Origin of the sequence: Campylobacter sp. JMF_01 NE2 (assembly GCF_027737365.1) — a bacterium.
Taxonomy (GTDB): Bacteria; Campylobacterota; Campylobacteria; order Campylobacterales; family Campylobacteraceae; genus Campylobacter_B.
Genome location: NZ_JAOVTR010000001.1, coordinates 14,181 through 35,329 on the forward strand (window position 1 = coordinate 14,181; position 21,149 = coordinate 35,329).

The 21,149-nt window shown below is 40.8% G+C and carries 22 protein-coding genes; 11 read left to right on the forward strand and 11 right to left on the reverse strand.

Annotated elements, in window-relative coordinates; all coding sequences use genetic code 11:
• The first annotated feature begins 213 nt into the window (after positions 1–213).
• A complete protein-coding gene (locus OFO01_RS00080) occupies positions 214–462 on the forward strand; it encodes a hypothetical protein (protein WP_270858144.1) in 249 nt (82 codons plus the stop codon).
• A 40-nt stretch (positions 463–502) separates the two neighbouring features.
• Complete coding sequence (locus tag OFO01_RS00085) at positions 503–1,201, forward strand: hypothetical protein (protein ID WP_270858145.1); 699 nt, start codon at positions 503–505, stop codon at positions 1,199–1,201.
• A 255-nt stretch (positions 1,202–1,456) separates the two neighbouring features.
• Here the strand turns inward: OFO01_RS00085 and OFO01_RS00090 are convergent, their stop codons facing one another.
• Both OFO01_RS00090 and OFO01_RS00095 read right to left on the reverse strand, forming a co-directional pair.
• The gene (locus OFO01_RS00090; protein ID WP_270858146.1) at positions 1,457–2,209 is read right to left on the reverse strand and encodes a sulfite exporter TauE/SafE family protein; all 753 of its coding nucleotides are present in this window, start codon (positions 2,207–2,209) and stop codon (positions 1,457–1,459) included.
• Positions 2,210–2,218: 9 nt separating this feature from the next.
• Positions 2,219–2,971: a YaaA family protein gene (locus tag OFO01_RS00095; RefSeq protein ID WP_270858147.1), complete on the reverse strand. Its 753-nt coding sequence runs from the start codon at positions 2,969–2,971 to the stop codon at positions 2,219–2,221.
• Positions 2,972–3,041: 70 nt separating this feature from the next.
• Between OFO01_RS00095 and OFO01_RS00100 the strand changes: the two genes are divergently transcribed.
• The 5 genes from OFO01_RS00100 to OFO01_RS00120 all read left to right on the forward strand — a co-directional run bounded on the left by OFO01_RS00100 (position 3,042) and on the right by OFO01_RS00120 (position 8,494).
• The gene (locus tag OFO01_RS00100) at positions 3,042–4,316 is read left to right on the forward strand and encodes an anthranilate synthase component I family protein (protein ID WP_270858148.1); all 1,275 of its coding nucleotides are present in this window, start codon (positions 3,042–3,044) and stop codon (positions 4,314–4,316) included.
• The gene (gene trpD, locus OFO01_RS00105; protein ID WP_270858149.1) at positions 4,313–5,914 is read left to right on the forward strand and encodes an anthranilate phosphoribosyltransferase; all 1,602 of its coding nucleotides are present in this window, start codon (positions 4,313–4,315) and stop codon (positions 5,912–5,914) included. Before OFO01_RS00100 ends, trpD begins: the two co-directional genes overlap by 4 nt.
• A gap of 110 nt (positions 5,915–6,024) precedes the next feature.
• Entirely contained in the window at positions 6,025–7,122 is a 1,098-nt protein-coding gene (locus tag OFO01_RS00110; RefSeq protein ID WP_270858150.1) for a DNA adenine methylase, read from the forward strand.
• A 3-nt stretch (positions 7,123–7,125) separates the two neighbouring features.
• Complete coding sequence (locus OFO01_RS00115) at positions 7,126–7,851, forward strand: EcoRI family type II restriction endonuclease (protein ID WP_270858151.1); 726 nt, start codon at positions 7,126–7,128, stop codon at positions 7,849–7,851.
• Positions 7,852–7,858: 7 nt separating this feature from the next.
• The gene (locus tag OFO01_RS00120) at positions 7,859–8,494 is read left to right on the forward strand and encodes a phosphoribosylanthranilate isomerase (RefSeq protein ID WP_270858152.1); all 636 of its coding nucleotides are present in this window, start codon (positions 7,859–7,861) and stop codon (positions 8,492–8,494) included.
• Between the two features lie 32 nt (positions 8,495–8,526).
• On the opposite strand, the gene sodB is transcribed toward OFO01_RS00120, so the two are convergent.
• Positions 8,527–9,150: a superoxide dismutase [Fe] gene (sodB, locus tag OFO01_RS00125; protein ID WP_270858153.1), complete on the reverse strand. Its 624-nt coding sequence runs from the start codon at positions 9,148–9,150 to the stop codon at positions 8,527–8,529.
• 151 nt (positions 9,151–9,301) lie between these two features.
• On the opposite strand from sodB, the gene ribH reads away from it, so the two are divergent.
• From ribH to OFO01_RS00145, 4 genes are read left to right on the forward strand one after another with little or no spacing between them, the layout of a single operon-like run.
• On the forward strand, positions 9,302–9,772 hold the full coding sequence (gene ribH / locus OFO01_RS00130; RefSeq protein ID WP_270858154.1) for a 6,7-dimethyl-8-ribityllumazine synthase: 471 nt from the start codon (positions 9,302–9,304) through the stop codon (positions 9,770–9,772).
• Between the two features lie 2 nt (positions 9,773–9,774).
• A complete protein-coding gene (gene nusB, locus OFO01_RS00135; protein ID WP_270858155.1) occupies positions 9,775–10,164 on the forward strand; it encodes a transcription antitermination factor NusB in 390 nt (129 codons plus the stop codon).
• On the forward strand, positions 10,161–10,847 hold the full coding sequence (gene pyrF, locus OFO01_RS00140) for an orotidine-5'-phosphate decarboxylase (protein ID WP_270858156.1): 687 nt from the start codon (positions 10,161–10,163) through the stop codon (positions 10,845–10,847). Before nusB ends, pyrF begins: the two co-directional genes overlap by 4 nt.
• Entirely contained in the window at positions 10,844–11,584 is a 741-nt protein-coding gene (locus OFO01_RS00145; RefSeq protein WP_270858157.1) for a DUF3108 domain-containing protein, read from the forward strand. Before pyrF ends, OFO01_RS00145 begins: the two co-directional genes overlap by 4 nt.
• 1 nt (position 11,585) lies before the next feature.
• Here OFO01_RS00145 and OFO01_RS00150 read toward each other — a convergent pair whose 3' ends face one another.
• The 8 genes from OFO01_RS00150 to OFO01_RS00185 all read right to left on the reverse strand — a co-directional run bounded on the left by OFO01_RS00150 (position 11,586) and on the right by OFO01_RS00185 (position 21,090).
• The gene (locus tag OFO01_RS00150; RefSeq protein ID WP_270858158.1) at positions 11,586–12,041 is read right to left on the reverse strand and encodes a hypothetical protein; all 456 of its coding nucleotides are present in this window, start codon (positions 12,039–12,041) and stop codon (positions 11,586–11,588) included.
• Between the two features lie 9 nt (positions 12,042–12,050).
• Positions 12,051–12,767, reverse strand: coding sequence for a DUF4230 domain-containing protein (locus OFO01_RS00155; RefSeq protein WP_270858159.1), 717 nt, complete (start codon positions 12,765–12,767; stop codon positions 12,051–12,053).
• Between the two features lie 22 nt (positions 12,768–12,789).
• A complete protein-coding gene (gene ilvA, locus OFO01_RS00160) occupies positions 12,790–14,001 on the reverse strand; it encodes a threonine ammonia-lyase (RefSeq protein WP_270858160.1) in 1,212 nt (403 codons plus the stop codon).
• A 2-nt stretch (positions 14,002–14,003) separates the two neighbouring features.
• Positions 14,004–14,393 carry a CoA-binding protein gene (locus OFO01_RS00165; RefSeq protein ID WP_270858161.1) on the reverse strand — a complete coding sequence of 130 codons (390 nt, stop codon included), beginning with the start codon at positions 14,391–14,393 and terminating at the stop codon, positions 14,004–14,006.
• Positions 14,390–15,499, reverse strand: a complete 1,110-nt coding sequence (gene trmA / locus OFO01_RS00170) for a tRNA (uridine(54)-C5)-methyltransferase TrmA (protein WP_270858162.1) — start codon at positions 15,497–15,499, stop codon at positions 14,390–14,392. Before trmA ends, OFO01_RS00165 begins: the two co-directional genes overlap by 4 nt.
• Positions 15,486–17,189 carry a Na+/H+ antiporter NhaC family protein gene (locus tag OFO01_RS00175; protein ID WP_270858163.1) on the reverse strand — a complete coding sequence of 568 codons (1,704 nt, stop codon included), beginning with the start codon at positions 17,187–17,189 and terminating at the stop codon, positions 15,486–15,488. The genes trmA and OFO01_RS00175 overlap by 14 nt, the downstream gene beginning before the upstream one ends.
• Before the next feature lie 21 nt (positions 17,190–17,210).
• The gene (locus tag OFO01_RS00180; protein WP_270858164.1) at positions 17,211–18,455 is read right to left on the reverse strand and encodes an ankyrin repeat domain-containing protein; all 1,245 of its coding nucleotides are present in this window, start codon (positions 18,453–18,455) and stop codon (positions 17,211–17,213) included.
• Between the two features lie 85 nt (positions 18,456–18,540).
• Positions 18,541–21,090, reverse strand: a complete 2,550-nt coding sequence (locus OFO01_RS00185) for a bifunctional aconitate hydratase 2/2-methylisocitrate dehydratase (protein ID WP_270858165.1) — start codon at positions 21,088–21,090, stop codon at positions 18,541–18,543.
• Between the last annotated feature and the right edge of the window lie 59 nt (positions 21,091–21,149).

The window sequence follows — 21,149 nt, forward strand, 5'->3', positions numbered from 1 at the left end:
TAAAATAGCTATTTTTACCCACCACAATGATTAAATAAAAGATTAAAAATGATAAAATTTAACAAATACATAAAATTTGGTGGGCAAGGATGCCCACCCTACGATACTTAGATTTAAATGTGTAAATTTCAGATTAAGAATTTCGTATTTGATGATTATCAAATACGACCATAATTTGGATTTACAAAGAAATTTTTATAAAAGGAAATAAAAGTGAAAAAGAAAGTTATTAAGTATTTTTTTATATCCGTAGCAGTTGTTATCATTATCTTTATTTTACCTATTATAGGATTTTTTGAGAAACATTATAATCAATGGAAAATTCGCCAAAATTTCATTGAATTTAAATTAGACAATCCAAATGATGAAATTGAAATCATAAATAAAAGCCTTAAAATTTACCTTGATAAAATGCATAGTATTGAAAATTTTAAAATTCGTGATTCTAAAAAAAAGATATGATTTTTTCTATTATAATGATACACACGATTCGCATGTAGATATGGTTTATAGAAATTGCAATGGAGACAAAAAGCACGATGATAAATGTGAATTTAAAACATTTGATAAAAGACTAAATTTAGAGTATTTAATGAATTTGGGAGAAAGAATTTGCATAAATGGAGAGCCGACAAAAAATGCCGAAGAAATAATAAAAAACGATGAAATTTTACAAAACAAAAAGCTTTTTTATCCACAAGATGAAAAAGCACTTGTAGATGAAAATGGAAATTTTATAACTAACTTTTTTTATCAATCAGAAATGTATAATCTATTTTATGGCAAGGTATTTTTAAGCAAAAAATATGAGAACACCCATGCAAATAGAGATTTTGACATTATAATACCGAGAAATGAAAATTTTAGAATTTTATTTTTAGATAGCGTAGCATTAGAATACCCATTAGGTTTTTGCAAAAAATATAATAAAATTATCACTTCAAAAGAAAATAAAGAAAAACTTGACTTTATTTTTATACCAATAAAATTTACTAAAAATGGAGCATACGATATTTTGACATTAGAAGATATATTTTATTATAGGAATTTATATAGAAATACTAATAAAATTCTGCAATATTTACAAAGAGACAATATTTACAATGAATACAACAATATATTCTATCAATACCAAGTTTTAAAAAATAACAATTCCAATAAAAATCCAAATTTGAAAGGAGATGGCGATGCCAAGAATTGATTTAAAAAGTAGCATCGTAGGGTGGGCATCCTTGCCCACCAAAAACAAATGACATATGAAAGCAAAATTTACGCAAAATCAAAATTTCGGGCACAGTATTTAGAGCTTGCGGCAGCGAAATTTTAAATTTCGCAGAATTTTGCCATTTACTCTGCTTTTAATTTAAGCTTTGTAGATTGCTTCGGAAGCCACTTCGCGCTTCCTCGCAATGACACTTAAAAGCAAAATTTCGCCAAATTTTAAAATTCCGAAATTTTACAAAATCCCAAAATCAACCCCGAGCGTCTTTTTAAGGGCTAACAAAAACATCACCACATACATCACCAAAAGGCATTTTTTCTGCGTGCTTTTAGCCACTTTGTGCGAAATCTTCGTGCCAAAATATACGCCCACAAGGCCGCCAAGCCCCATTAATATGCCCTCTAAATACTGCACATTGCCATTATACGCCATGCTTAAAAATCCGCTAAACGAGCTAAAAATCACGAAAAATAGCCCCATAGAAACGGCTTTTTTGATATCCACGCCAAGGAAACCAACCAAAATCGGCGTTAAAAAAATCGCCCCGCCAACGCCCATGCTAATGGCGATTGCGCCGATTGCAAAGCCCACGGCAAAAAGCAAAATTTTGGCTGGTTCTTTGGGCGCAGTGTTTTCGACATTTGTCATCAAAACCCTGCAAAACGCGATTGTCAAAGTCAGCAAAAGTCCGATTTCTAGGACGATTGAAGCCACATTTGCGACAATGAAGCCAGAAAGCGACGCGCCACAAAGTCCGCCAAGCCCCACAATCACGCCACTATCAAGGCGGAGTTTTCCTGCTTTGTAGTTTAGATATGACCCAAAAATCGCGCTAAAAAGCATTTGCAAAATCGAAATCCCCACGGCTTCTTTGATATCGTATCCTAGCGCCATCATTATCGGCACGACGATTGTGCCGCCGCCAATGCCGAAAAACCCGGAAATACAACCTACCAAAATCCCTAAAAATGGTATTATAAAAAGCATTTTCTCCCCTTAGTTTTCGCAAATTTCCAAAACTATCTCTTTTTTGAGTGAAATTTCTCTGATTTCGGCTAATTTTACACCACTAAAATTTAAATTTAAAATTTCCCGCTCGGTTTTGGCTAAATTTCGTGCGATTTCGCGCAATACTTTCCCGCGATACGCCTTAGCATAGTGGCTGAGCACCTTGCCATTTTTGATAAATTTAAAGCTTAGATGCGGGACTTTTAACTCGTAAAATTTCTCATAAAACCCAGCGCGCAGATCCACCACGCACTCGCCGTTTTCTATTTCGCACTCTAAAATTTCATCGATTTGGCGGGAGAAATTTGCCTTGTAAATTTTAGGCAAATCAAGCCCAGAAAATTTCTCGCCTTGTTTAAGTTTGTATTCAGGGAGCTGGTCGCGCCCCAAAATCGGTCCAAAAAGATTTGAAAAAATTATCACATTAACGCCCAAAAATTCGCGCGCAGTATTTTCAAGCTTAGCGTAAGCTAGCGCCTCATACGCCACGCCAGTGTAACGCTCCAATGCGCTCACACAGCCTTTTTCAAAGATACTCTCCCGCAAACTCTCATCAATTTGTTTTAGCCCAAAAAGCTTAGCCAACTCCGCTTCACTAGCATTTTCGACAAATTTTGCATACTCTTTGACAGCGTTTTCTCGCACTCCACTCTCATCGCAAAATTCGAAATTTGACAAATCCAAAATTTTATCCGAGCCGATTTTCGACTTCATCTCGCTTGGCGAAAACAAAACTTTCATCATAATCCTTATACAAAATTTAAGCCCATTTTACTATAATTTAAGTTACAAAAAAATACAAAGAGGTTTTATGTTTTTAAAAAATCCGATTTTTTATTTCAAAAATATTTTATCTAGGTTTCCAAATTCCTATCTCGCCGAAGACGGCGGGCAGATCATCGTCGGCATTGACTGCGAATATTTACAAGGCGATGACCTTGATAAACTAAAATTTGCTTTGCAAAATACCACGCAAATTTGCGAATTTGCAGGGCTTTTTGGAGTGCTAAGCTACGAAGCAGTTTATAAATTTGAACGACTTGGCGACATTAAACCCCGCCTTTACGACTTTCCGACATATTTTTACGCAAACGCAAGGGCGTATCTGCACTACGACAAACAAAGCAAAATTTACAGCTTTTATGGCGAGGGAAAATATTTTGAAAATTTGGAAAATTCAGATTTTGGGGATACCGCGCCGAAATTTGGGGGCGAGAAATTTTATAAAATCAAAACCGATTTAAACGCCGAAAAAAAGGACGCCGAGCGTATTTTTAAAAAAGCAAAAGAGTATATCAAAAGCGGCGATATTTTTCAGGTCGTGCCGTCTCAAACACTGCAAATTTACTCAAATTTAGACCCTTTGGAGTTTTATGAAATTTTAAAACGCCAAAATCCAAGCCATTATATGTATTTTTTCCCGACACCTTACGGCGTGGTGGCTGGAAGCTCCCCTGAGCTCGTGCTTCAAATCAGAAATAACGAAATTTTTGTCGCTCCCATAGCAGGAACTAGACCACGCGGCAAGGACGCAAACGAAGATGAAGCCCTAAAAAACGACCTTTTAAGCGATGAAAAAGAGATGAGCGAACACAAAATGCTAGTTGATTTGGCGCGAAACGACATTGGCAAATTTGCCAAAAAAGGAAGCGTGAAAGTGCGAAATTTAGCCCATGTGCAGTTTTTTGAAAGCGTTATGCATATCGTCAGCGATGTGCGTGGCATAAAAGATGAAAGCAAAGATAATTTTGATGTTTTGGGTGTGGTTTTTCCTGCTGGCACACTTAGCGGAAGCCCAAAAATTCGCGCTATGCAAATCATAAATGAGCTTGAAAGCCACGCTAGGGGGATTTACGGCGGCGGGATTGGCTTTTGGCATTTTAACGGCGATTTGCAAATGGCGATTTTAATCCGTTCTGCGATTTTCGTGCGCGACAGGGCAAACCCCGAATTTAGCGATGTTTTCGTGGGAGCAGGATACGGGCAGGTTTTTGATAGTGTGTTTGAAAACGAATACGCCGAAATCTGCAACAAACGCAAATCTTGCCTAAAAATTTTTGAAAAAACATGCAAGGAAATGCAATGATTTTAATGATTGATAACTACGATAGTTTCGTATTTAACATATATCAATATGTGCTTGAAACTACTGACGAAGAGATAATTTGCAAACGAAATGATGAAATCACACTCGAAGCGATTAAATTTTTATCGCCAAGCAAGATTATTTTAAGCCCGGGTCCAAAACACCCAAAAGATAGCGGAATTTGCCTAGAAATTTTAAAGGCAAATTTGGGAATTCCCATTTTAGGCGTGTGTTTGGGACACCAAGCCATAGGATTAAGCTTTGGTGCGAAAATCAAAACGCTAGAAGTGCCAAAACACGGCAAAACTAGCGAAATTAGCGTAGTGGGCGAAAATGCCGTTTTGGCAGGCTTGCCTAGCAAATTTGAAGTTATGCGCTATCACTCGCTTTATGTCGATGAATTGCCGGAAAATTTGGAGATTTCAGCTGTGAGTGAAGATGGCGTCATAATGGCGATGAAGCACAAAGAACGCGAAATTTACGGCATTCAGTTTCACCCTGAGAGCTATTTCACGCAGTATGGCAAAAAAATCATTGAAAATTTTGTAAATTTAAACAAACCCCAAATCAAGGAGAAAAAAGTGAGCAATTTCGCCCCGTTTATGATAAAGCTACAAAAGGGCTTCCCGCTCGAAGGCGGCGATTATGAAGAGATTTTTAGTGCCGTTATGGCAAAAGACTATGACATTGTCCAACTGGCTGGTTTGCTCGTGCTAATTAGCGAAAAATCGCTCTACCCAGATAGCCTAAGTGCGCTTGTGCGAAGCGTTTTGAAATACTCCAAAACTTACAGTGACGATAAGCCTATGCTAGACATCGTAGGCACCGGCGGAGACGCGCTAAAAACGATAAATATCTCCACGACCTGCGCGTTTATACTCGCTTCTCTTGGCGTCAGGATCGGCAAACACGGCAACAGCGCAGTATCAAGCAAAAGTGGATCGAGTAATATCTTTGAAGCCTTAGGAGTGCCGTTAAATAGCGATCTTGGCGAACTTAGAGCGCTTATGGATAAAACGAATTTGGCATTTTTCCATGCGCCGTTTTTTCACAAGGTTACAGCCGAAGTAAAAGAAGCTAGAACTCGCCTTAAAATCGGCACTTTCTTTAATATCCTTGGACCGCTTTTAAATCCAAATTTGACCCTTTCGAACCAAGTCGTAGGCAACTACCACGAAGAAGTAAATGAGCTTATAGCGCAAACCTTGCAAAAACTAGGTCGAAAGCACGCCCTAGTCGTGCATGGCATGGACGGCATGGACGAGATCACGCTGTGCGACGAGACGCTCGTGCATGAAGTGCGGGGCGAGAAAATCATCGAGTATAAAATCACGCCTGAGCAATTTGGCTTTAACCGCGCCTTTCACACAGACATCGAGGGCGGGGATAGCAAATTTAATGCTGAAATTTTTAAAAGCACGATTAAGGGCGAGTTAAAAGGACCTAAACGCGATATAGTCGTGCTAAATGCGATGTTTGCTTTGTATGCGGCTGACTTTGCCAAAAGCCCAACGCAAGCCAAAGAGATAATCGAAAACGCCCTTGATAGCGGCAAAGTGTGGGGATTTTATCAAAGCTACATTAAAAATTTCTCGTAAAAACAAAAAATTTTGGCGAATTTAAAATTTCGCCAAAATTTTGAAATTTCACAAATTTAAAGCAAAATTTTAATAAAATTCAAAATTCTAATAAAAATTTCGGAGATTTGATGGAAGAAGAAAACAAAGCGTATTTAAGCGAACAATTAATTAGTTATTTGGGTAACAAGCGTTCGCTTTTAAGCTCCATAGATAGCGTTGTATGCGATATTAAAAATAATTTAAAAAAAGAAAAAATCGCTTTTGCAGATGTTTTCAGTGGCAGTGGCGTGGTGGCAAGATTTGCGAAAAAACACTCACATTTAATTTTGGCAAATGATTTGGAAAATTACTCTTTTGTTATAAATTCGTGCTATTTAGAAAATGCAACAGATGAATTCAAAGAAAATTTAAAAAAAATACATAATAAAATTCTAAAAAATTATAAACCAAAAGAAAGTTTTATTAGCGAACTTTATGCTCCAAAAGATGACAAAAAAATTAAAAAAGGCGAAAGAGTTTTTTATTCAAGAGATAATGCTTTGATTTTGGGTGGTATTAGAGATGAAATTTCAAAAATTCCAACCGAATTTCAAAAATATTTTATAGCCCCACTTTTAAGCGAAGCCAGTATCCACTCAAACACGGGTGGCGTTTTTAAGGGCTTTTACAAGGACAAAAACGGGATTGGAAAATTCGGTGGCAGTGGTGAAAATGCACTAAGTCGAATTTTGGGCGAGATAAGTTTGCCATTTCCGGTTTTTTCAAATTTCACAAGCGATTTTAAAGTATTCCAACAAGACGCTTATGAATTTTCAAAAATTGCGCCAAGTGTCGATATTGCTTATTTTGACCCACCGTATAATCAACACCCTTATGGCTCTAATTATTTTATGTTAAATTTAATATGCGATTTTAAATCACCAAACAAAGAACTAATCAGTGAAGTAAGTGGTATTCCAAATGATTGGAATCGCTCAAATTACAATAAAAAAGCAAAAGCTTCGGAAGAATTTTTCAGACTTTTAAACGATTTTAGAGCAAAATACTTAATAATTTCGTTTAATTCAGAGGGCTTCATCAGCGAAAAAGAATTTCTTATAAATCTTGATAAAATAGGTAAAGTCAAAAAAGTAGAAATCAAATATCCAACTTACAGAGCTAGCAGAAATTTAAATTCAAGAGATTTGTATGTAACAGAATATCTATATATTGTGAAAAAAGGATAAAAAATGGCAAGTAGCGATGATTTAAGAAAAAATAAAAATCAACATAAAGTAAAAAATACAAATTCCAAATTCGATGATAGAAATATAGCAATAGCCATGAATAAAACTATTGAATATTTAGAAAATCGTTTTAAAAATATACAAAATTTCAATGGATTTTATTTTGAATTCGGAAAACATTTATCACTAAAAATAATGATGGATAATATAAGAAATAGTGGTATTAGAAAGCAATTTGATACAAACTGGGAGGAAAATACAATAGCCCCAGACGGCGGATTTTTAATTCTCAGAAAAGAAGATGACGATAATTACCAAAAACTGCTTTTAGCAGCCGAAGTTAAGCGACAAGGAACTAACGACAAAAGAGAAGCAGAGGGTTTAGCAAAACAAGCTCGTGGTAATGCAATAGAAAGGCTTGGGAAAAATTTAATCGGCATAAAGGCTATGATGAACCACGAAGACATTACACCATTTGTTTGTTTCGGACACGGTGATGATTTTAATCAAGAAGATATAACGACAAAAAATGTTTTCTCAAAACTCAGCACATTAAACGAATTTTATTATCTAAATAAAACTTATATTTTCAAACTTGATGGCAACAGCGAACACAATAAATTTTCGCCTGTGAGTATGTATTTTAGAAAAGAAGAGTGGAGTGTCGATGAAATGTTTGAAATTATGAAAGAAATAGCCGAAACTTCACTTAGATATTACATTTTCTAGGCATAAAATGGGCGCCATAAAACCAAAAATCAAAATTTGCGGGATTAAAAATTTAGCCGAAGCAAAAAGCGTTTTGGAGTGCGAATTTAGTGGCGTTAGAGTGGATTTTTTGGGTTTAATTTTTGCTAAGAGTAAGCGAAAAGTAACGCCCGAAATAGCAAAAGAAATTTCAAATTTAGTGCGTGAATTTGGTCGCAAAAGCGTCGGCGTTTTTACCGATACGAGCGATGATGAAATTTTAGAAATTTGCAAATTTGCAAATTTAAGCGTAGCGCAAATTTATAAAGAAATTTCGCTAAATTTAAAGCAAAATCTAGCAAATTTGGGTGTCGAAGCGTGGCAGGTCGTGCGAATAAAAGATGAGGTGCCAAATCTAGGCGAACTAAAAAATTTAAATTGCGATAAAATTTTATTTGACTACAAAGGCGAAAAAATGGGCGGAAACGGCGAGAGTTTCGAGTGGAAAATGCTAAAAAATCTGCAAATTCCATTTATCCTAGCAGGCGGTATCGGCGCGCAAAATTTAGCCGAAGCTCTGCAAACAGGGGCTTTTTGCCTTGACATAAATAGTAAAGTCGAAGACGAAAATGGCATAAAAAACCCAGCAAAAATAATGGAAATTTTAAGGCTTTGCGCGCAGTAAATCCACGCGCAAAATAAGAAGCGAAATCAAAATCAGTCGTTGCCGTGAAGCTCATCTATGTAGAATTTCACCGAGCCCATACCCTCTTTCAGAGCCCACTCGTAGGCACTTGATACAAACTCCCAGTTGATTCCAGCATAAAATTTCTCCAAATACGCTGGGCGCGCATTGCAAACATCGATATAGTATGCGTGCTCCCACACATCGACTACTAGAAGCGGCACAAGCCCGTCGCGCGCAGGTGTGTCGGCGTTTTTCGTAGCGACAATCGAAAGCTTTTTAGTAGATGGATCGCACACTAGCCACACCCAGCCAGAGCCAAAGTGAGCCGTCGCTGCCGCGATAAACTCAGCTTTAAAATCAGCGAAATTTTCAGCCAATGCCGATTTTAGTGCCTCGCTTGGCTCGCTAACTTTTGCGATACAATCCCAATAAAAGTCGTGGTTATACACCTGCGCCGCGTTGTTAAAAACCCCACCAGTAGCGTTCATTACGATATCATAAAGCCCCTTGCCCGCAAACTCGCCACTTTCGGTCATTTTATTTAAATTTGCCACATAAGTTGCGTGGTGTTTGCCGTGGTGATACTCACAGGTTTTTGCGCTTACTACGGCGTTTTTCTCTGCCTCGAAAGGTAAATTTCTAAGTTTAAACATATTCTCTCCTTTAAAAAAATTATCCCCTATGATACAAAAACTCTCTTAAACAAAAGATAAATTTTATCCTTTAATTGAAATTTATAAATTTATTAAAAATTTTGCCTAATTTGGCTAAACTTAGGGAATTTTGAAATTTAAAGGATCTAAAATGAACATAATCGAAGGAAAATTGACCCTAAACGGCGATGAAAAAATCCTAATCATCAACGCTAGATTTAATCACATCATCACAGATCGCCTAGTAGAAGGCGCTCACGACGCATTTTTGCGACATGGCGGCAAAGAGGAAAATTTAAGCCTAATGCTAGTCCCTGGCGCGTTTGAAATCCCGCTCGCCCTAGAAAAGGCACTTTTATCGAAAAAATACGACGCCGTCGTCTGCGTAGGCGCAGTCATCAGAGGCAGCACACCGCATTTTGACTATGTCAGCGCAGAGGTCAGCAAGGGTATCGCAAACACCATGCTTCGCCACGGCGCGCCAGTTACCTTTGGCGTGCTTACCACAGATACTATCGAGCAAGCGATTGAGCGCGCAGGCTCAAAAGCCGGCAACAAGGGCTTCGAAGCGATGACTGGCGTAATTGAAATGCTAAGCTTATTTCGCGAAATAAAGGCGTAATCATGGCGACAAGACACCAAGCGCGATTGGCGGTGATTTCGCTACTTTACGCAAAAGATATGAACGAAGAAAAGCCTGAGTTTGAAAACGAGTATTTAGAAGAAAAAAAGATTAGAAACGAGCAAAGAAACTGGACGCTGAGCCTGCTTCACAGCGTGCGCGATAATACGGAGACAATTGACGCGCTTTTAAACGAGTATTTGAAGGAATTTAAACTACACGAAATTTCGGCGGTTGAGCGCGCTATTTTGCGACTTGGCGCGTATGAGTTGCGTTTCAGTGATACAGACGCTGGTATCATCATAAACGAAGCCGTAACCGCAGCCAAGGAGCTTGGCGCGTCCTCGAAGCTAATAAACGGCGTTTTAGACGCTATTAAGGTCGTAAAATGAAGCTTTGCGTAGCCTTAGATATGGCTAGCAAAGAGCAAAATTTAGCTTTGAGTGCGAATTTAGCGCAATTTGGAGATCAAATTTGGCTCAAAGTCGGCCTGCGCTCGTATCTGCGAGACGGGGCAAAATTTATTGAAGAACTCAAAAAAATTGCAAATTTTAAAATTTTCTTAGATCTTAAATTTTACGATATCCCAAACACCATGGCTGACGCCGCGCAGGTCGTAGCAGGTCTTGGCGTAGATATGATAAACCTGCACGCAAGCGCTGGAAAGCGCGCTATGAGCGAGGTTATGAACCGCTTAGGTGCGCTAAATACCCGCCCGCTCGTGCTTGGCGTATCGGCATTGACAAGCTTTAACGAGAGCGAATTTGGCGAAATTTATAATGATGAAATTGCGCCAAGCGTGGTGAAATTTTCGCATTTTGCGCATGAGTGTGGGCTAGATGGCATGGTCTGCTCTGTTTTTGAATCAAGCGCGATTAAAAATGCCACAAGCGACGAATTTATCACGCTTTGCCCGGGTGTGCGACCTTTTGGCGAGAGCGCAAACGATCAAGCGCGCGTGGCAAATTTAAACGACGCTAAAAGCGCAAACGCCGATTTTATCGTGGTTGGTCGCCCGATTTATCAAGCACAAAATCCAGAACAAATCGTAAATCAAATTTTGGCTAGCTTATGAGAGTTTTAGCATTTCTTTTTTTCTTTTTCGGCGCAGTATTTGGCGAAACTATCGAGGCGCACTACGATATTTCTTACGGCGTTTTTGGCGTCGTGGGGCATGCCGATGCTAAATTAGTCAAAACCGCCAAAACCTACGAAATCACGCTAAATGCGAGGGCTTATGGGATCGCTGGCTCGCTAAGCGGGGATAGAAGGGAGAAATTTTACTCCAAAGGAAGTGTCGTGGGCGAGATTTTAAAACCCAAAATTTACCGCCACGAAGTCGAGCGCAAAAAGGGCAAAAAGACCATAAACACGCGCCAAATTTTCACATTTGATTACAACAACAAACGCATTAGAGAGCAGAAATTTAAGGGCGAAAACGGCGATTTGCATCCTAGTAGCGACAAAATTTTGCCGTATTTTGCGACAAACGACCTGCTAAGCGTGTTTTTTAATTTCGGCAAAATTCCGCACAAAGGCGATATGTTTTTCCTAACCGCAGCCGGAGCCAAAAACGAAACTGGGCGCATAGATGTGCAAATCCCGCGTGGCAAACACGCCAAAGCTATCCAAAACGCCTTGCAAACGAGCTCGAATCCGTTTATCGTTTTTATAAATCAAAAGATTTTTTCTAGCAAAAAGGGCGAACTCTACCTCTCGCTAAATCGCCAAGAAATCGCAGAAAATGTGATTTTAAAAGATGTTTTGTTTTTCGGCGATATCCATGCTAAGCTAACTGAGGCCAAATTTTAGCCTAAAATTCATATCCGAAAATTTTAATGCCCTCTTCTAGCTTTTCGTAGCGAATTTGCGGAAATTTTGCTAGCAAATCTAGCACCATTTCCAAATCATTTTTTTTCGTTTTATCGTAGCTTTGTGGTATGAAAATCCACGCTATCTCATCGTATGCAAAAACCCCGATTTTAAAGGCGATTTGTGCGTTTTGTATCTGCCATTTGGAGCTGTTTTTGATAGCGTAAAAATTCGGAAAAAGGATTTTTTTTATGATAAAGCATTTGCAAAAGCTAAATTCGCTAAAAAAGCCCGCCCAAAGCTCATCTGGCACAAAATAGCCCTTGGCTTTGAGCCGTTTTTTCTCCCTGCTTAGGCGAATCGGAGTGATAAATCGCTCGAATTTAGCGTAAATTTTGCGCTTAAAGCTCGTATAATACGAAAAATACAGCCCAAACAGCGCCTCATAAGCCTGCAACGCTCGCCCTTATTTCTCTTCGATTTGCGATTTTAGCGAGCTTGCGATAGAAATATCGCTTGGATTGATATCGATTGTCTCTAATGCCTTATCTTGGAAGACAAAGCCGATTTCTTTGGCGCCAAAACTTTTTGCTATGGTTTCGAGTGTGTCGGTTGCGGATTTGTGGATTTTGCCCCCTAAATCGTTTATGATTTTAAGCGACAAAGCCTTAACCTCGTTTTTCGCGTCATCGATTAGGCGGTTTTTATCGCTCTCATCAAAGCTAGATCCAAAAATACCATTTAGCGAATCAGGCAGCAAAAACGGCAAAAGTTTGGAATTTTGCTCGTCGTAAATTTTCATATCTTTAATCGAATATTTGTATTTGCAAGGTGGCATTTTGATCTCGTATTTGTCCTCGCCACGCGGAATTATGCTAAATTCAGGGCTTAGCAGATCATAGACGAAATCTATCTCAAACTCGAAAATAATCGCAATCTGTTTTTTCGTCATCAGTGGCGAAACTAGCGAGCCAAGGAAGCCGTCAGCGACATTTTCTTTACGCGTAACAATCTCTTTGGAATAAATTTTAAACACGCTTAACTCGCCTATGCTTTTTAGGCGCGTAATATCCGTGCTAATCTCCGTTTTAGGGGCATTTGCGCCAGATTTTTTCATACGCAAAAACATATAAACCAAAATCACAAAAATTAAAAAATTTAAGATAAAAGCCAAATTTTCCAAATTTTATCCTTTCAAATTTCGCCTAAAACAGCTCTTTGAAATCATATCCTGCGCTTTTTAACGCCCACGCAATCTCCTCTTGGTGCGCCTTGCCCTTGGTTTCTAGCGTGATTGTAATTTGCGCATCGCCATATTCAATCTCGGTCGAGAAGCGATCATAGTCGATTTTGACGATGTTTGCGTTCGCATCACGCAAAACATTTGTAAGCTTGGTTAGCGAGCCCGGTTTATCCACGAGAGTGACATTTATCGTCATTTTGCGGTGAGATTTGATAAGACCTTTTTCGATGATGATGTTTAGCATCTGCACATCGATATTTCCGCCACTTAAAATAATGCCGATTTTAGCGCCCTCTTTGAAGCTAAATTTATGATTGATGAGAGCTGCCACACCCACAGCACCAGCACCTTCAACGATGATTTTTTGATTTTCTAGCAGATACAAAATCGCGCTTGCGACCTCCTCATCATCGACTTGGACAAACTCATCGACGCTTTCTAAAATATGTTTTAGCGTGATCTCGCTAGTATCACGCACCGCGATACCATCGGCGATAGTGCGCACGCTCTGAGAGTTTATCGCCTTTTTGGCTACGAAGCTATCGTGCATAGCAGGCGCGCCCTTTGCGCCAACAGCGATGATTTTTATATCAGGATTGATTTGTTTAGCACAGCTTGCGACGCCACTGATTAGTCCGCCACCGCCCACAGGCGCTATGATATAGTCTAAATCCGCGACATCTTCTAGCATTTCAAGCGCGATTGTGCCCTGTCCTGCTTGGACTAGCTCATCATCGAAAGGATGGACAAAGGTAAGGTTGTTTTCCTTGGCGTATTCGAGCGCATAAGCGTAAGCCTCGTCGAAATTATCGCCTTTTAGGATAATCTCAGCCCCCAAAGCCTTGGTGCCACTGACCTTTAAAAGCGGAGTTGCCTCTGGCATGACGATTACGGCGCGCACACCAAATTTTTGCGCACTCATCGCCACGCCTTGCGCGTGGTTGCCCGCACTCGCTGCGATTACGCCACGGCTCTTTTCATCTTCGCTAAGATGAGCGATTTTGTTGTATGCGCCACGAATTTTATACGCGCCTGTGCGTTGTAAATTCTCATTTTTTAGATAAATTTGCGCCCCGTAAATTTCGCTTAGCTTTGGCGCGAAAGCAAAGGGTGTCTTATGCACAAAAGCCGCTATTGTGCGCTTTGCTTGAACTATTTTATTTAAATCTACCATTTTTAGCCTTTCAAATTTTTATGCTCTATCATTATGCACTTGTTTTGGATAAAATTTACTCCATTTTTTTGCGCGAGAAAAGCCACGCTGTCGTTAAAAATGCCAACTTGCAACCAAAGCGTTTTGGCTTTACACGCCAAAACATCGCTAAAAAGCGCATTTGCGAACTCGCCTTTTCGAAACATAACGACAATGTCGATTTTATCATTTATTTCTTTTAAATTTCTATAAACCTTCCTGCCTAAAATTTCATCAAATTTAGGATAAATTGGAAAAATTTTAAAATTTTGCGCGGCTAAATACTGCCCCACGCGGTTGCTTGGCTTGCTCTGATTTGGGCTAAGCCCCACGATAGCGATATTTTTGGCATTTCTTAAAATTTCACTTATCACGCTAACGCCCTTAAAATCACGCCACACTCGACATGATTAGTGTGCGCGAACTGATCGAAAATCGCAAATTTCTTCACCTTGTGCGTTTTGCAAAGATAGCTTAAATTTTGCTTTAAACTTTGCGGATTGCACGAAATGTAGATTATGTTTTTGTAATCTTTGATGAAATTTAGCACGCTTGTTTCAAGCCCTGCGCGCGGTGGATCTACCAAAATATGCGAAATTTCATAGCCTTGCAAATCTACCCCCTCTAAACGGGTAAATTCGCGCTCGCCCCCAAATGCGCTCATTAGCTCATCTGCGCTTAGGCGCACGAATTTTATGTTTTTGACGCCGTTTTTTTGCGCGTTTAAAAGTGCGTTTTTTATGCTGTTTTTGCTAATCTCGTTTGCCAAAATTTGGCGAAATTTAGCACTAAGCGGGATTGTGAAATTCCCATGTCCGCAATACATTTCAAGCAAATCTTTTTTAGGCGTTTTCTCATCGCCCACTGCGCCTAACACCCACGAAATCATCTTTTCATTAACGCCTCTGTTTGGCTGCGAAAACGCCGTAGCTTCGAAAGTGTAGCGATAAACTTGCCCCTTTATTTCAAATTCATCTTCTAAATTTTCCCTGCCAAAAACGAGCTTTTTCCCGCGCGATCTAGCGATTAAATTTAGCTCTAAATTTCTGGCTAAATTTGCCAAATTCGGCTCTATTTCTACGATATTTCGGTGATATAAAAGCACGCATAAAAAATCATTTTTCGTAGCGATAAACTCGGCCCCAAACAGCCTAAATTTCAAAACCTCATCGCCCCGCAAAATCGGCAAAACTCTATCCATAAAGCTTTGGATTTTTTCATCTACGATAGGGCAGTTTTGCACGAAAACACGCTCTTTATCCCTGCCTCGCATGCTAAAATGAAGCTTCTCGCCCTCGTGAAAAATCCCAAATTCAGCCCGCGAGCGAAATGCACTTTCTTTGGAGGCAAAAACCTCGATTTCGCCAGTATAAAACGGCGCAAACTCCGCACTTATGCGCTCTTTTTTTAAATTTAACTGCGCCTCGTAAGGCAAATCATAAACGCAACTTCCACAAATGCCAAATTTATCGCACTTCACCGCTTACCTTTTTACCTAAAATTCGTATCGCAAGCACGGTTACGCCAAGCCCAAAGAGTAGGCAGACCCAGACATTTACCCCAAGGCTAGCTGGCAAAAACCCGCAAAGTGTGCTGATGATACCCACGACGATAGCGTAAGGTAGCTGCGTGCTGACATGCTCGATATGATCGCAACCTGCGCCCATTGAGGAGAGGATTGTGGTATCTGAAATCGGCGAGCAGTGATCGCCAAAAATCGCCCCTGTAAAAACCGAACTGATATTTAAACACATAAAAGCATGAAATTCATCGCCACTAAGGCCGTATTTTGCCCCCACAGAGGCAGCTAGCGGCACAGCGAGTGGGGTTACGATACCCATAGTGCCAAAGCTAGTGCCGGTCGAAAATGAAATAATCGAGCTTAACACAAAAATTACAAGCGCAAGTAGCGCCATAGGAGTGCTCTCGCCTAGCAAATCGACAAGGTATTTCGAGGTGCCAAGCTCTTTTATCGTAGAGCTTAGTGACCACGCAAAAAGCAGGATTAAAACGGTTGTGAGCATGGTTTTCCAGCCCCCAATCCAAATTTCAATTCCCTCTTTGATACCATAAATTTTTTGCCACAGCCCCAAAACTATGCCTATTATTGACGAAAACATAGCCGCTTGAAACAGCACCACAGAAGCGTCAGCCCCGCTAAATGCCGTTCTGATAGAAACGAAGGAAAATGGATCTGCTTGCACAGCCTTTAATTCCTCTTCGCCAAGCGCGCCAAGTCCGTTTGCATAAAACCCAATCACGCTTAGCACAATCATCGCTCCAAGCGGAATTAAAGCATTAATTTTGCGTGGTTCGATACCCTCTTTTGGGCTAAATGCTTGATCTTCTAAATTTGCAATTTTAAAGTCCCGTCCGCCATTTTTGCCAGCACGAGACGCCATTTCGGCGCGATACATAGGGCCAAATTCTCTCATCATAACAGCACTTGCCACGACAAAGAAAAGCATATAAATATTATAAAATCTATACGGGATTGTCTCCACAAAAATCGTAAATGCGTTGATATCCTCGACGCCGATTTGCGCATACGCTTCCTTAATCGCCGAAATCTCAACCCCGACCCAAGTCGAAATCAGCGCAATTCCAGTTATCGGCGCAGCTGTCGCGTCGATGATAAAGGCAAATTTCGCACGCGAAATTTTAAATCTATCCATTAATGGACGCATTATAGGCCCCAAAATAAGGGCGTTTGCGTAATCATCAAAGAAAATGATAATTCCCATAAACCAAGTGTAAATTTGCGCCCTAACGCCAGTTTTTGCACGCTCGCCAAGCCACATTGCAATGGCTTTGGTGCCGCCACTTTTGGTAACTAGCGCGATTAAGCCTCCGATACACATAACTTGAAGCAAAATTCCCGCATTCCACGCATCAGCCATGGAAGCTACCACACGCGCACACAAATCAGTAAAAGCTGCGACAAAGCCAGAGAGCACGCCATTATCGTTCATACCGATGAGAAATGTCCCGCTTAACACGCCCAAAAACAGCGATAAAATGACATCTTTGGTGATAAATGCAAGAGCAATCGCCACAAGTGGCGGAATCAGCGTCAATGCGCCATAAATGCTTGCATTTTTTTCAGCTGGGCTAAGCTCCGCGCCAAAGACAAAAAACGGAAGCAAAAAAATAAATAAAATCCTAAACATAAATTTCCCTTTTGTATTAGATTAGTTCGCTATATCTTCAAAATTTTCCTCTGCCATGCTTCCCATGAAATCCCCATTATTCGCGCTTACACTAGGTTTAAGTCCGATAGATTTGAGGTATTCTTGGATCTTTTCATCGCCACCAAAAATAGCGTAATCAAGCGCGTTTAGCCCAGATTCATCTACTCTTTTTTCATCTGCGCCGGATTTGACCAAAAGCTCGGTGATTTCTTTGTTTCCATGTAGTGCCGAATACATTAGCAAACTAGCACCTAAATCATTAAACGCACACGCGTCCGAATACCCGCCAAGCGAAGCTAGCGCGCCTTTTTCGGTAGAGCCGATTTGGCGGACATTGACACTTGCGTGGTTATAGACCATGAAATTTACCATTTCGTAGTTTTTGCTAGCCACAGCGTAGAAAATCGGGGTTTGGCCAAGTTGATTTTTGTGCGATACTTGCGCGCCTTTGGAGATTAGAAATTTAGCATTTTGTAAATTTGACATAGCGTAAAATAACGCGCTATCGTCCCCGTCGTTAATCTTTGCCCCACGCATAATAAGTGCGTCGATAAATTTCGTATCATATCCTAGCAAAAGTGCCAAATTTAGCGCACCGCTAAGGTCGTTTGTGCTGTAAGTATCGCTGCTTAAAAGCACATTAAACTCATCTATATTTACCCTGTTTTTAAGGGCTAATTCGAGCTTATTATACGCGTCGATACTGCGATTTTTAGCCGCATATAGGGCAAATTCGCTCAGCACCAAATCCGCAATCTCACTAGCCTCGTTTGGGGATAAATTTGCGTTAAAATGGCTTTGTAATGCTGTTTTTGCCAAATTTATCTCAGAGATAAAATTTTTGAAATTTATGAAATTTATAAATTTTTGCTCAGAGTAAAATTCTAAAATTTCTAGCGCATTTGCATACGCTGCACCTAAATTTTTCTGCTTAGCCTCGCGCAAAAATCCCTCGCTATCCATGCCAGCCTGCGCTAAGATGCGTTCGAATTTTTTCTCATTTATGCTAGCTTCGTTTCCCACGCACTCGATACTCTCGCTCCTAATCGTCCTAGCTAAATTTTGCAAATTTCGCAAAAATGGAGCCTTTACAAGCGAGCCCTTGCAATCATAATCGCTCAGCAAAAGTTCGCTAGGGCTTGGCGTAGTGGCAAAATAGGCTTTCGGATCTGCCTCGATATCGGCGCAGGTAGCCCCAAAAGCACAGATTGCGCCAAATATCCATAAAATCAAAATTCTTTGCATAACCAACCTTGTCAAATTTAACCCGCCATTTTAGCGAAATTTTGCTTATTTAAACTTATTAGCGCAAAACGCGCTAATTCGTGGCTTAGAGCGCGAAATTTTCTTCCTCGTTAAAATTTAAATAACGATAAATTTCGCTATTTTTGCCACTTAATTTCTCGCGCACTATCTCTTTGTATTCTCTCGCGCTAGGAATTCTGCCTAGTATCGCGCAAACAGCAGCTAGTTCGGCACTGGCTAAATATACCTTAGCGCCCATACCCATGCGATTATCGAAATTTCTAGTCGAAGTTGAGACCACGACCGCATTATCTTTTACGCGTGCTTGATTTCCCATACACAGCGAGCACCCAGGCACCTCTGTGCGCGCTCCTACCGCGCCAAATACACTATACACGCCCTCTTCTTTGAGTTTTTTTTCGTCCATTTTCGTAGGCGGTGCTATCCAAAGGCGAGCTGGTGTTTGCGCGCTACCCTTTAAAATCTGCGCTGCGGCGCGATAATGCCCGATATTTGTCATACAGCTTCCAATGAAAACCTCATCGATATTTTTCGCTCTTGTCTCATCGGCTAAAATTTCGCTTAGCGTTGCGACATCGTCAGGGTCGTTAGGGCAGGCTAAAATCGGCTCTTTAATATCATTTAAATTGATTTCAATCACTTCTGCGTATTTTGCGTTTTCATCGGCTTTTAAAAGTGTCGGATTTTCTAGCCATTTTTTCATTTTTTCGCCCCTTCTAGCTAGCGCGTCGCTGTTTTGATAACCAGCTTTTATCATAGCGTCGATTAGAGCGATATTTGAGCGTATGTATTCACACACACTCTCGGTATTTAGCGCGATTGCGCACGCTGCTGCACTTCTCTCAGCGCTAGCGTCGCTTAGCTCGAAAGCCTGCTCGGCCTTTAAATTTTCAAGCCCTTCAATCTCTAAAATTTTGCCTGCAAATATATTTTTTTTGCCCTTTTTCTCGACGCTCAATAAGCCTTTTTTAATCGCATAGTAAGGAATTGCATTTACCAAATCGCGCAAAGTAATTCCCTCTTGTAACTCGCCTTTAAATTTCACAAGCACGGATTCTGGCATATTTAGTGGCATACTTCCAGTAACTGCCGCAAACGCCACTAGCCCACTACCTGCTGGAAAGCTAATGCCGATTGGAAATCTCGTGTGGCTATCTCCACCCGTGCCTACGCTATCAGGGAGCACCATACGATTTAGCCACGAGTGGATTACTCCGTCCCCTGGGCGCAGTGCCACGCCACCACGACTACTCATAAAAGGCGGAAGCGTTCGGTGCGTGATAGTATCGCTTGGCTTAGGATAGGCTGCTGTGTGGCAAAAGCTCTGCAACACGAAATCTGCGCCAAATCCAAGGCTAGCAAGCTCTTTAATCTCATCGCGCGTCATAGGGCCTGTGGTGTCTTGCGAACCCACAGTTAGCGTGAGTGGCTCGACATACATACCAGCTCTCACGCCCGCCATGCCACAGGCTTTGCCGACGATTTTTTGCGCGAGAGTGTAACCTGCGCTCTCGTCAAATTTAGGTTGCTCTGGTCTAGTAAAAATCTCATCATCGCCTAAGCCTAGCTCTTTTCTAGCCTTAGCGCAAAGCCCTCTTGCGATGATTAGCGGGATTCGCCCGCCGGCTTTGTATTCATCGAAAATCGTATTTGGGCTCAGGCTAAATTTGCAAACGACCTCGCCATTTTTAACAATCTCGCCCTTGTATGGATAAATCTCGATTTCATCGCCCATTTCGAAGTTTTCCACACTCGCTTCGATTGGCAGAGCACCGCTATCTTGGGCTGTGTTAAAAAAAATCGGCGCGATGACCGAGCCTATGATTACACCGCCTGTTTTTTTGTTTGGGATACCATAAATTTCCTCGCCGATATGCCATTGCACGGAATTCACACCACTTTTGCGACTACTTCCAGTGCCCACGACATCGCCCACATACACGACCTGCCTACCGCTTTTTTTAAGCTGGGCGATTGTTTCTAGGCTACCGGCTTGGCGTTTGCTAAGCATGCTTAGAGCGTGAAGCGGGATATCCGAACGCGTGAAAGCCTCGCTAGCAGGGCTTAAATCATCTGTATTTGTCTCGCCAGCAACCTTGAAAACCACGCCTTTGATACACTCGCTCAGAGGTTTTTTCGCCCTAAACCACTCCATATTCGCCCACGCTTCAAGCACAGCTTTTGCGTGAGCGTTGCCCTCTTTTGCCAGCCTTGCGACCTCTGCGAAATAATCATGCACGAAAATCGTCCTGCCAAGAGCCACTGCTGCGCCCTTTGCGGTGGCTTCATCTGCGCTTTGTAAGGCGCGGATTAGCTCGATCACGCTGTATCCGCCAAGCATGCGCTCTAACATCGCAAAAGCCTCATCTTTGCTAATGCCAGCCACGATGCACTCACCGTTTATGATTTCGCCCAAAAACTCGGCCTTGATTTTAGCAGCATCATCGACGCCCGGGTTAATGCGTGTTTTTAAAATTTCGATTAATTTTTCGCTTGGATTGGTTTTTAGGATTTCGCATAGCTGCTTGGTTTGCTCGGTGCTAAGTGCAAGTGGCGGGATACCTAGCTTCGCGCGCTCATTTACGCTGGATTCGTAGTTTTGTAAAAAGTCCATATTTTGCCCCTTTTTGGTAAAATTTCGGACAATTTTACAATAAATTTGATTAAATAGTT

What these genes read in the sequence shown, in the direction of transcription:
- OFO01_RS00085 (WP_270858145.1), top strand. Translation starts at nt 503, where the DNA reads ATGGTTTATAGAAATTGCAATGGAGACAAAAAGCACGATGATAAATGT.
- OFO01_RS00090 (WP_270858146.1), bottom strand. Translation starts at nt 2,209, where the DNA reads ATGCTTTTTATAATACCATTTTTAGGGATTTTGGTAGGTTGTATTTCC.
- OFO01_RS00095 (WP_270858147.1), bottom strand. Translation starts at nt 2,971, where the DNA reads ATGAAAGTTTTGTTTTCGCCAAGCGAGATGAAGTCGAAAATCGGCTCG.
- OFO01_RS00100 (WP_270858148.1), top strand. Translation starts at nt 3,042, where the DNA reads ATGTTTTTAAAAAATCCGATTTTTTATTTCAAAAATATTTTATCTAGG.
- trpD (WP_270858149.1), top strand. Translation starts at nt 4,313, where the DNA reads ATGATTTTAATGATTGATAACTACGATAGTTTCGTATTTAACATATAT.
- OFO01_RS00110 (WP_270858150.1), top strand. Translation starts at nt 6,025, where the DNA reads ATGGAAGAAGAAAACAAAGCGTATTTAAGCGAACAATTAATTAGTTAT.
- OFO01_RS00115 (WP_270858151.1), top strand. Translation starts at nt 7,126, where the DNA reads ATGGCAAGTAGCGATGATTTAAGAAAAAATAAAAATCAACATAAAGTA.
- OFO01_RS00120 (WP_270858152.1), top strand. Translation starts at nt 7,859, where the DNA reads ATGGGCGCCATAAAACCAAAAATCAAAATTTGCGGGATTAAAAATTTA.
- sodB (WP_270858153.1), bottom strand. Translation starts at nt 9,150, where the DNA reads ATGTTTAAACTTAGAAATTTACCTTTCGAGGCAGAGAAAAACGCCGTA.
- ribH (WP_270858154.1), top strand. Translation starts at nt 9,302, where the DNA reads ATGAACATAATCGAAGGAAAATTGACCCTAAACGGCGATGAAAAAATC.
- nusB (WP_270858155.1), top strand. Translation starts at nt 9,775, where the DNA reads ATGGCGACAAGACACCAAGCGCGATTGGCGGTGATTTCGCTACTTTAC.
- pyrF (WP_270858156.1), top strand. Translation starts at nt 10,161, where the DNA reads ATGAAGCTTTGCGTAGCCTTAGATATGGCTAGCAAAGAGCAAAATTTA.
- OFO01_RS00145 (WP_270858157.1), top strand. Translation starts at nt 10,844, where the DNA reads ATGAGAGTTTTAGCATTTCTTTTTTTCTTTTTCGGCGCAGTATTTGGC.
- ilvA (WP_270858160.1), bottom strand. Translation starts at nt 14,001, where the DNA reads ATGGTAGATTTAAATAAAATAGTTCAAGCAAAGCGCACAATAGCGGCT.
- OFO01_RS00175 (WP_270858163.1), bottom strand. Translation starts at nt 17,189, where the DNA reads ATGTTTAGGATTTTATTTATTTTTTTGCTTCCGTTTTTTGTCTTTGGC.
- OFO01_RS00180 (WP_270858164.1), bottom strand. Translation starts at nt 18,455, where the DNA reads ATGCAAAGAATTTTGATTTTATGGATATTTGGCGCAATCTGTGCTTTT.
- OFO01_RS00185 (WP_270858165.1), bottom strand. Translation starts at nt 21,090, where the DNA reads ATGGACTTTTTACAAAACTACGAATCCAGCGTAAATGAGCGCGCGAAG.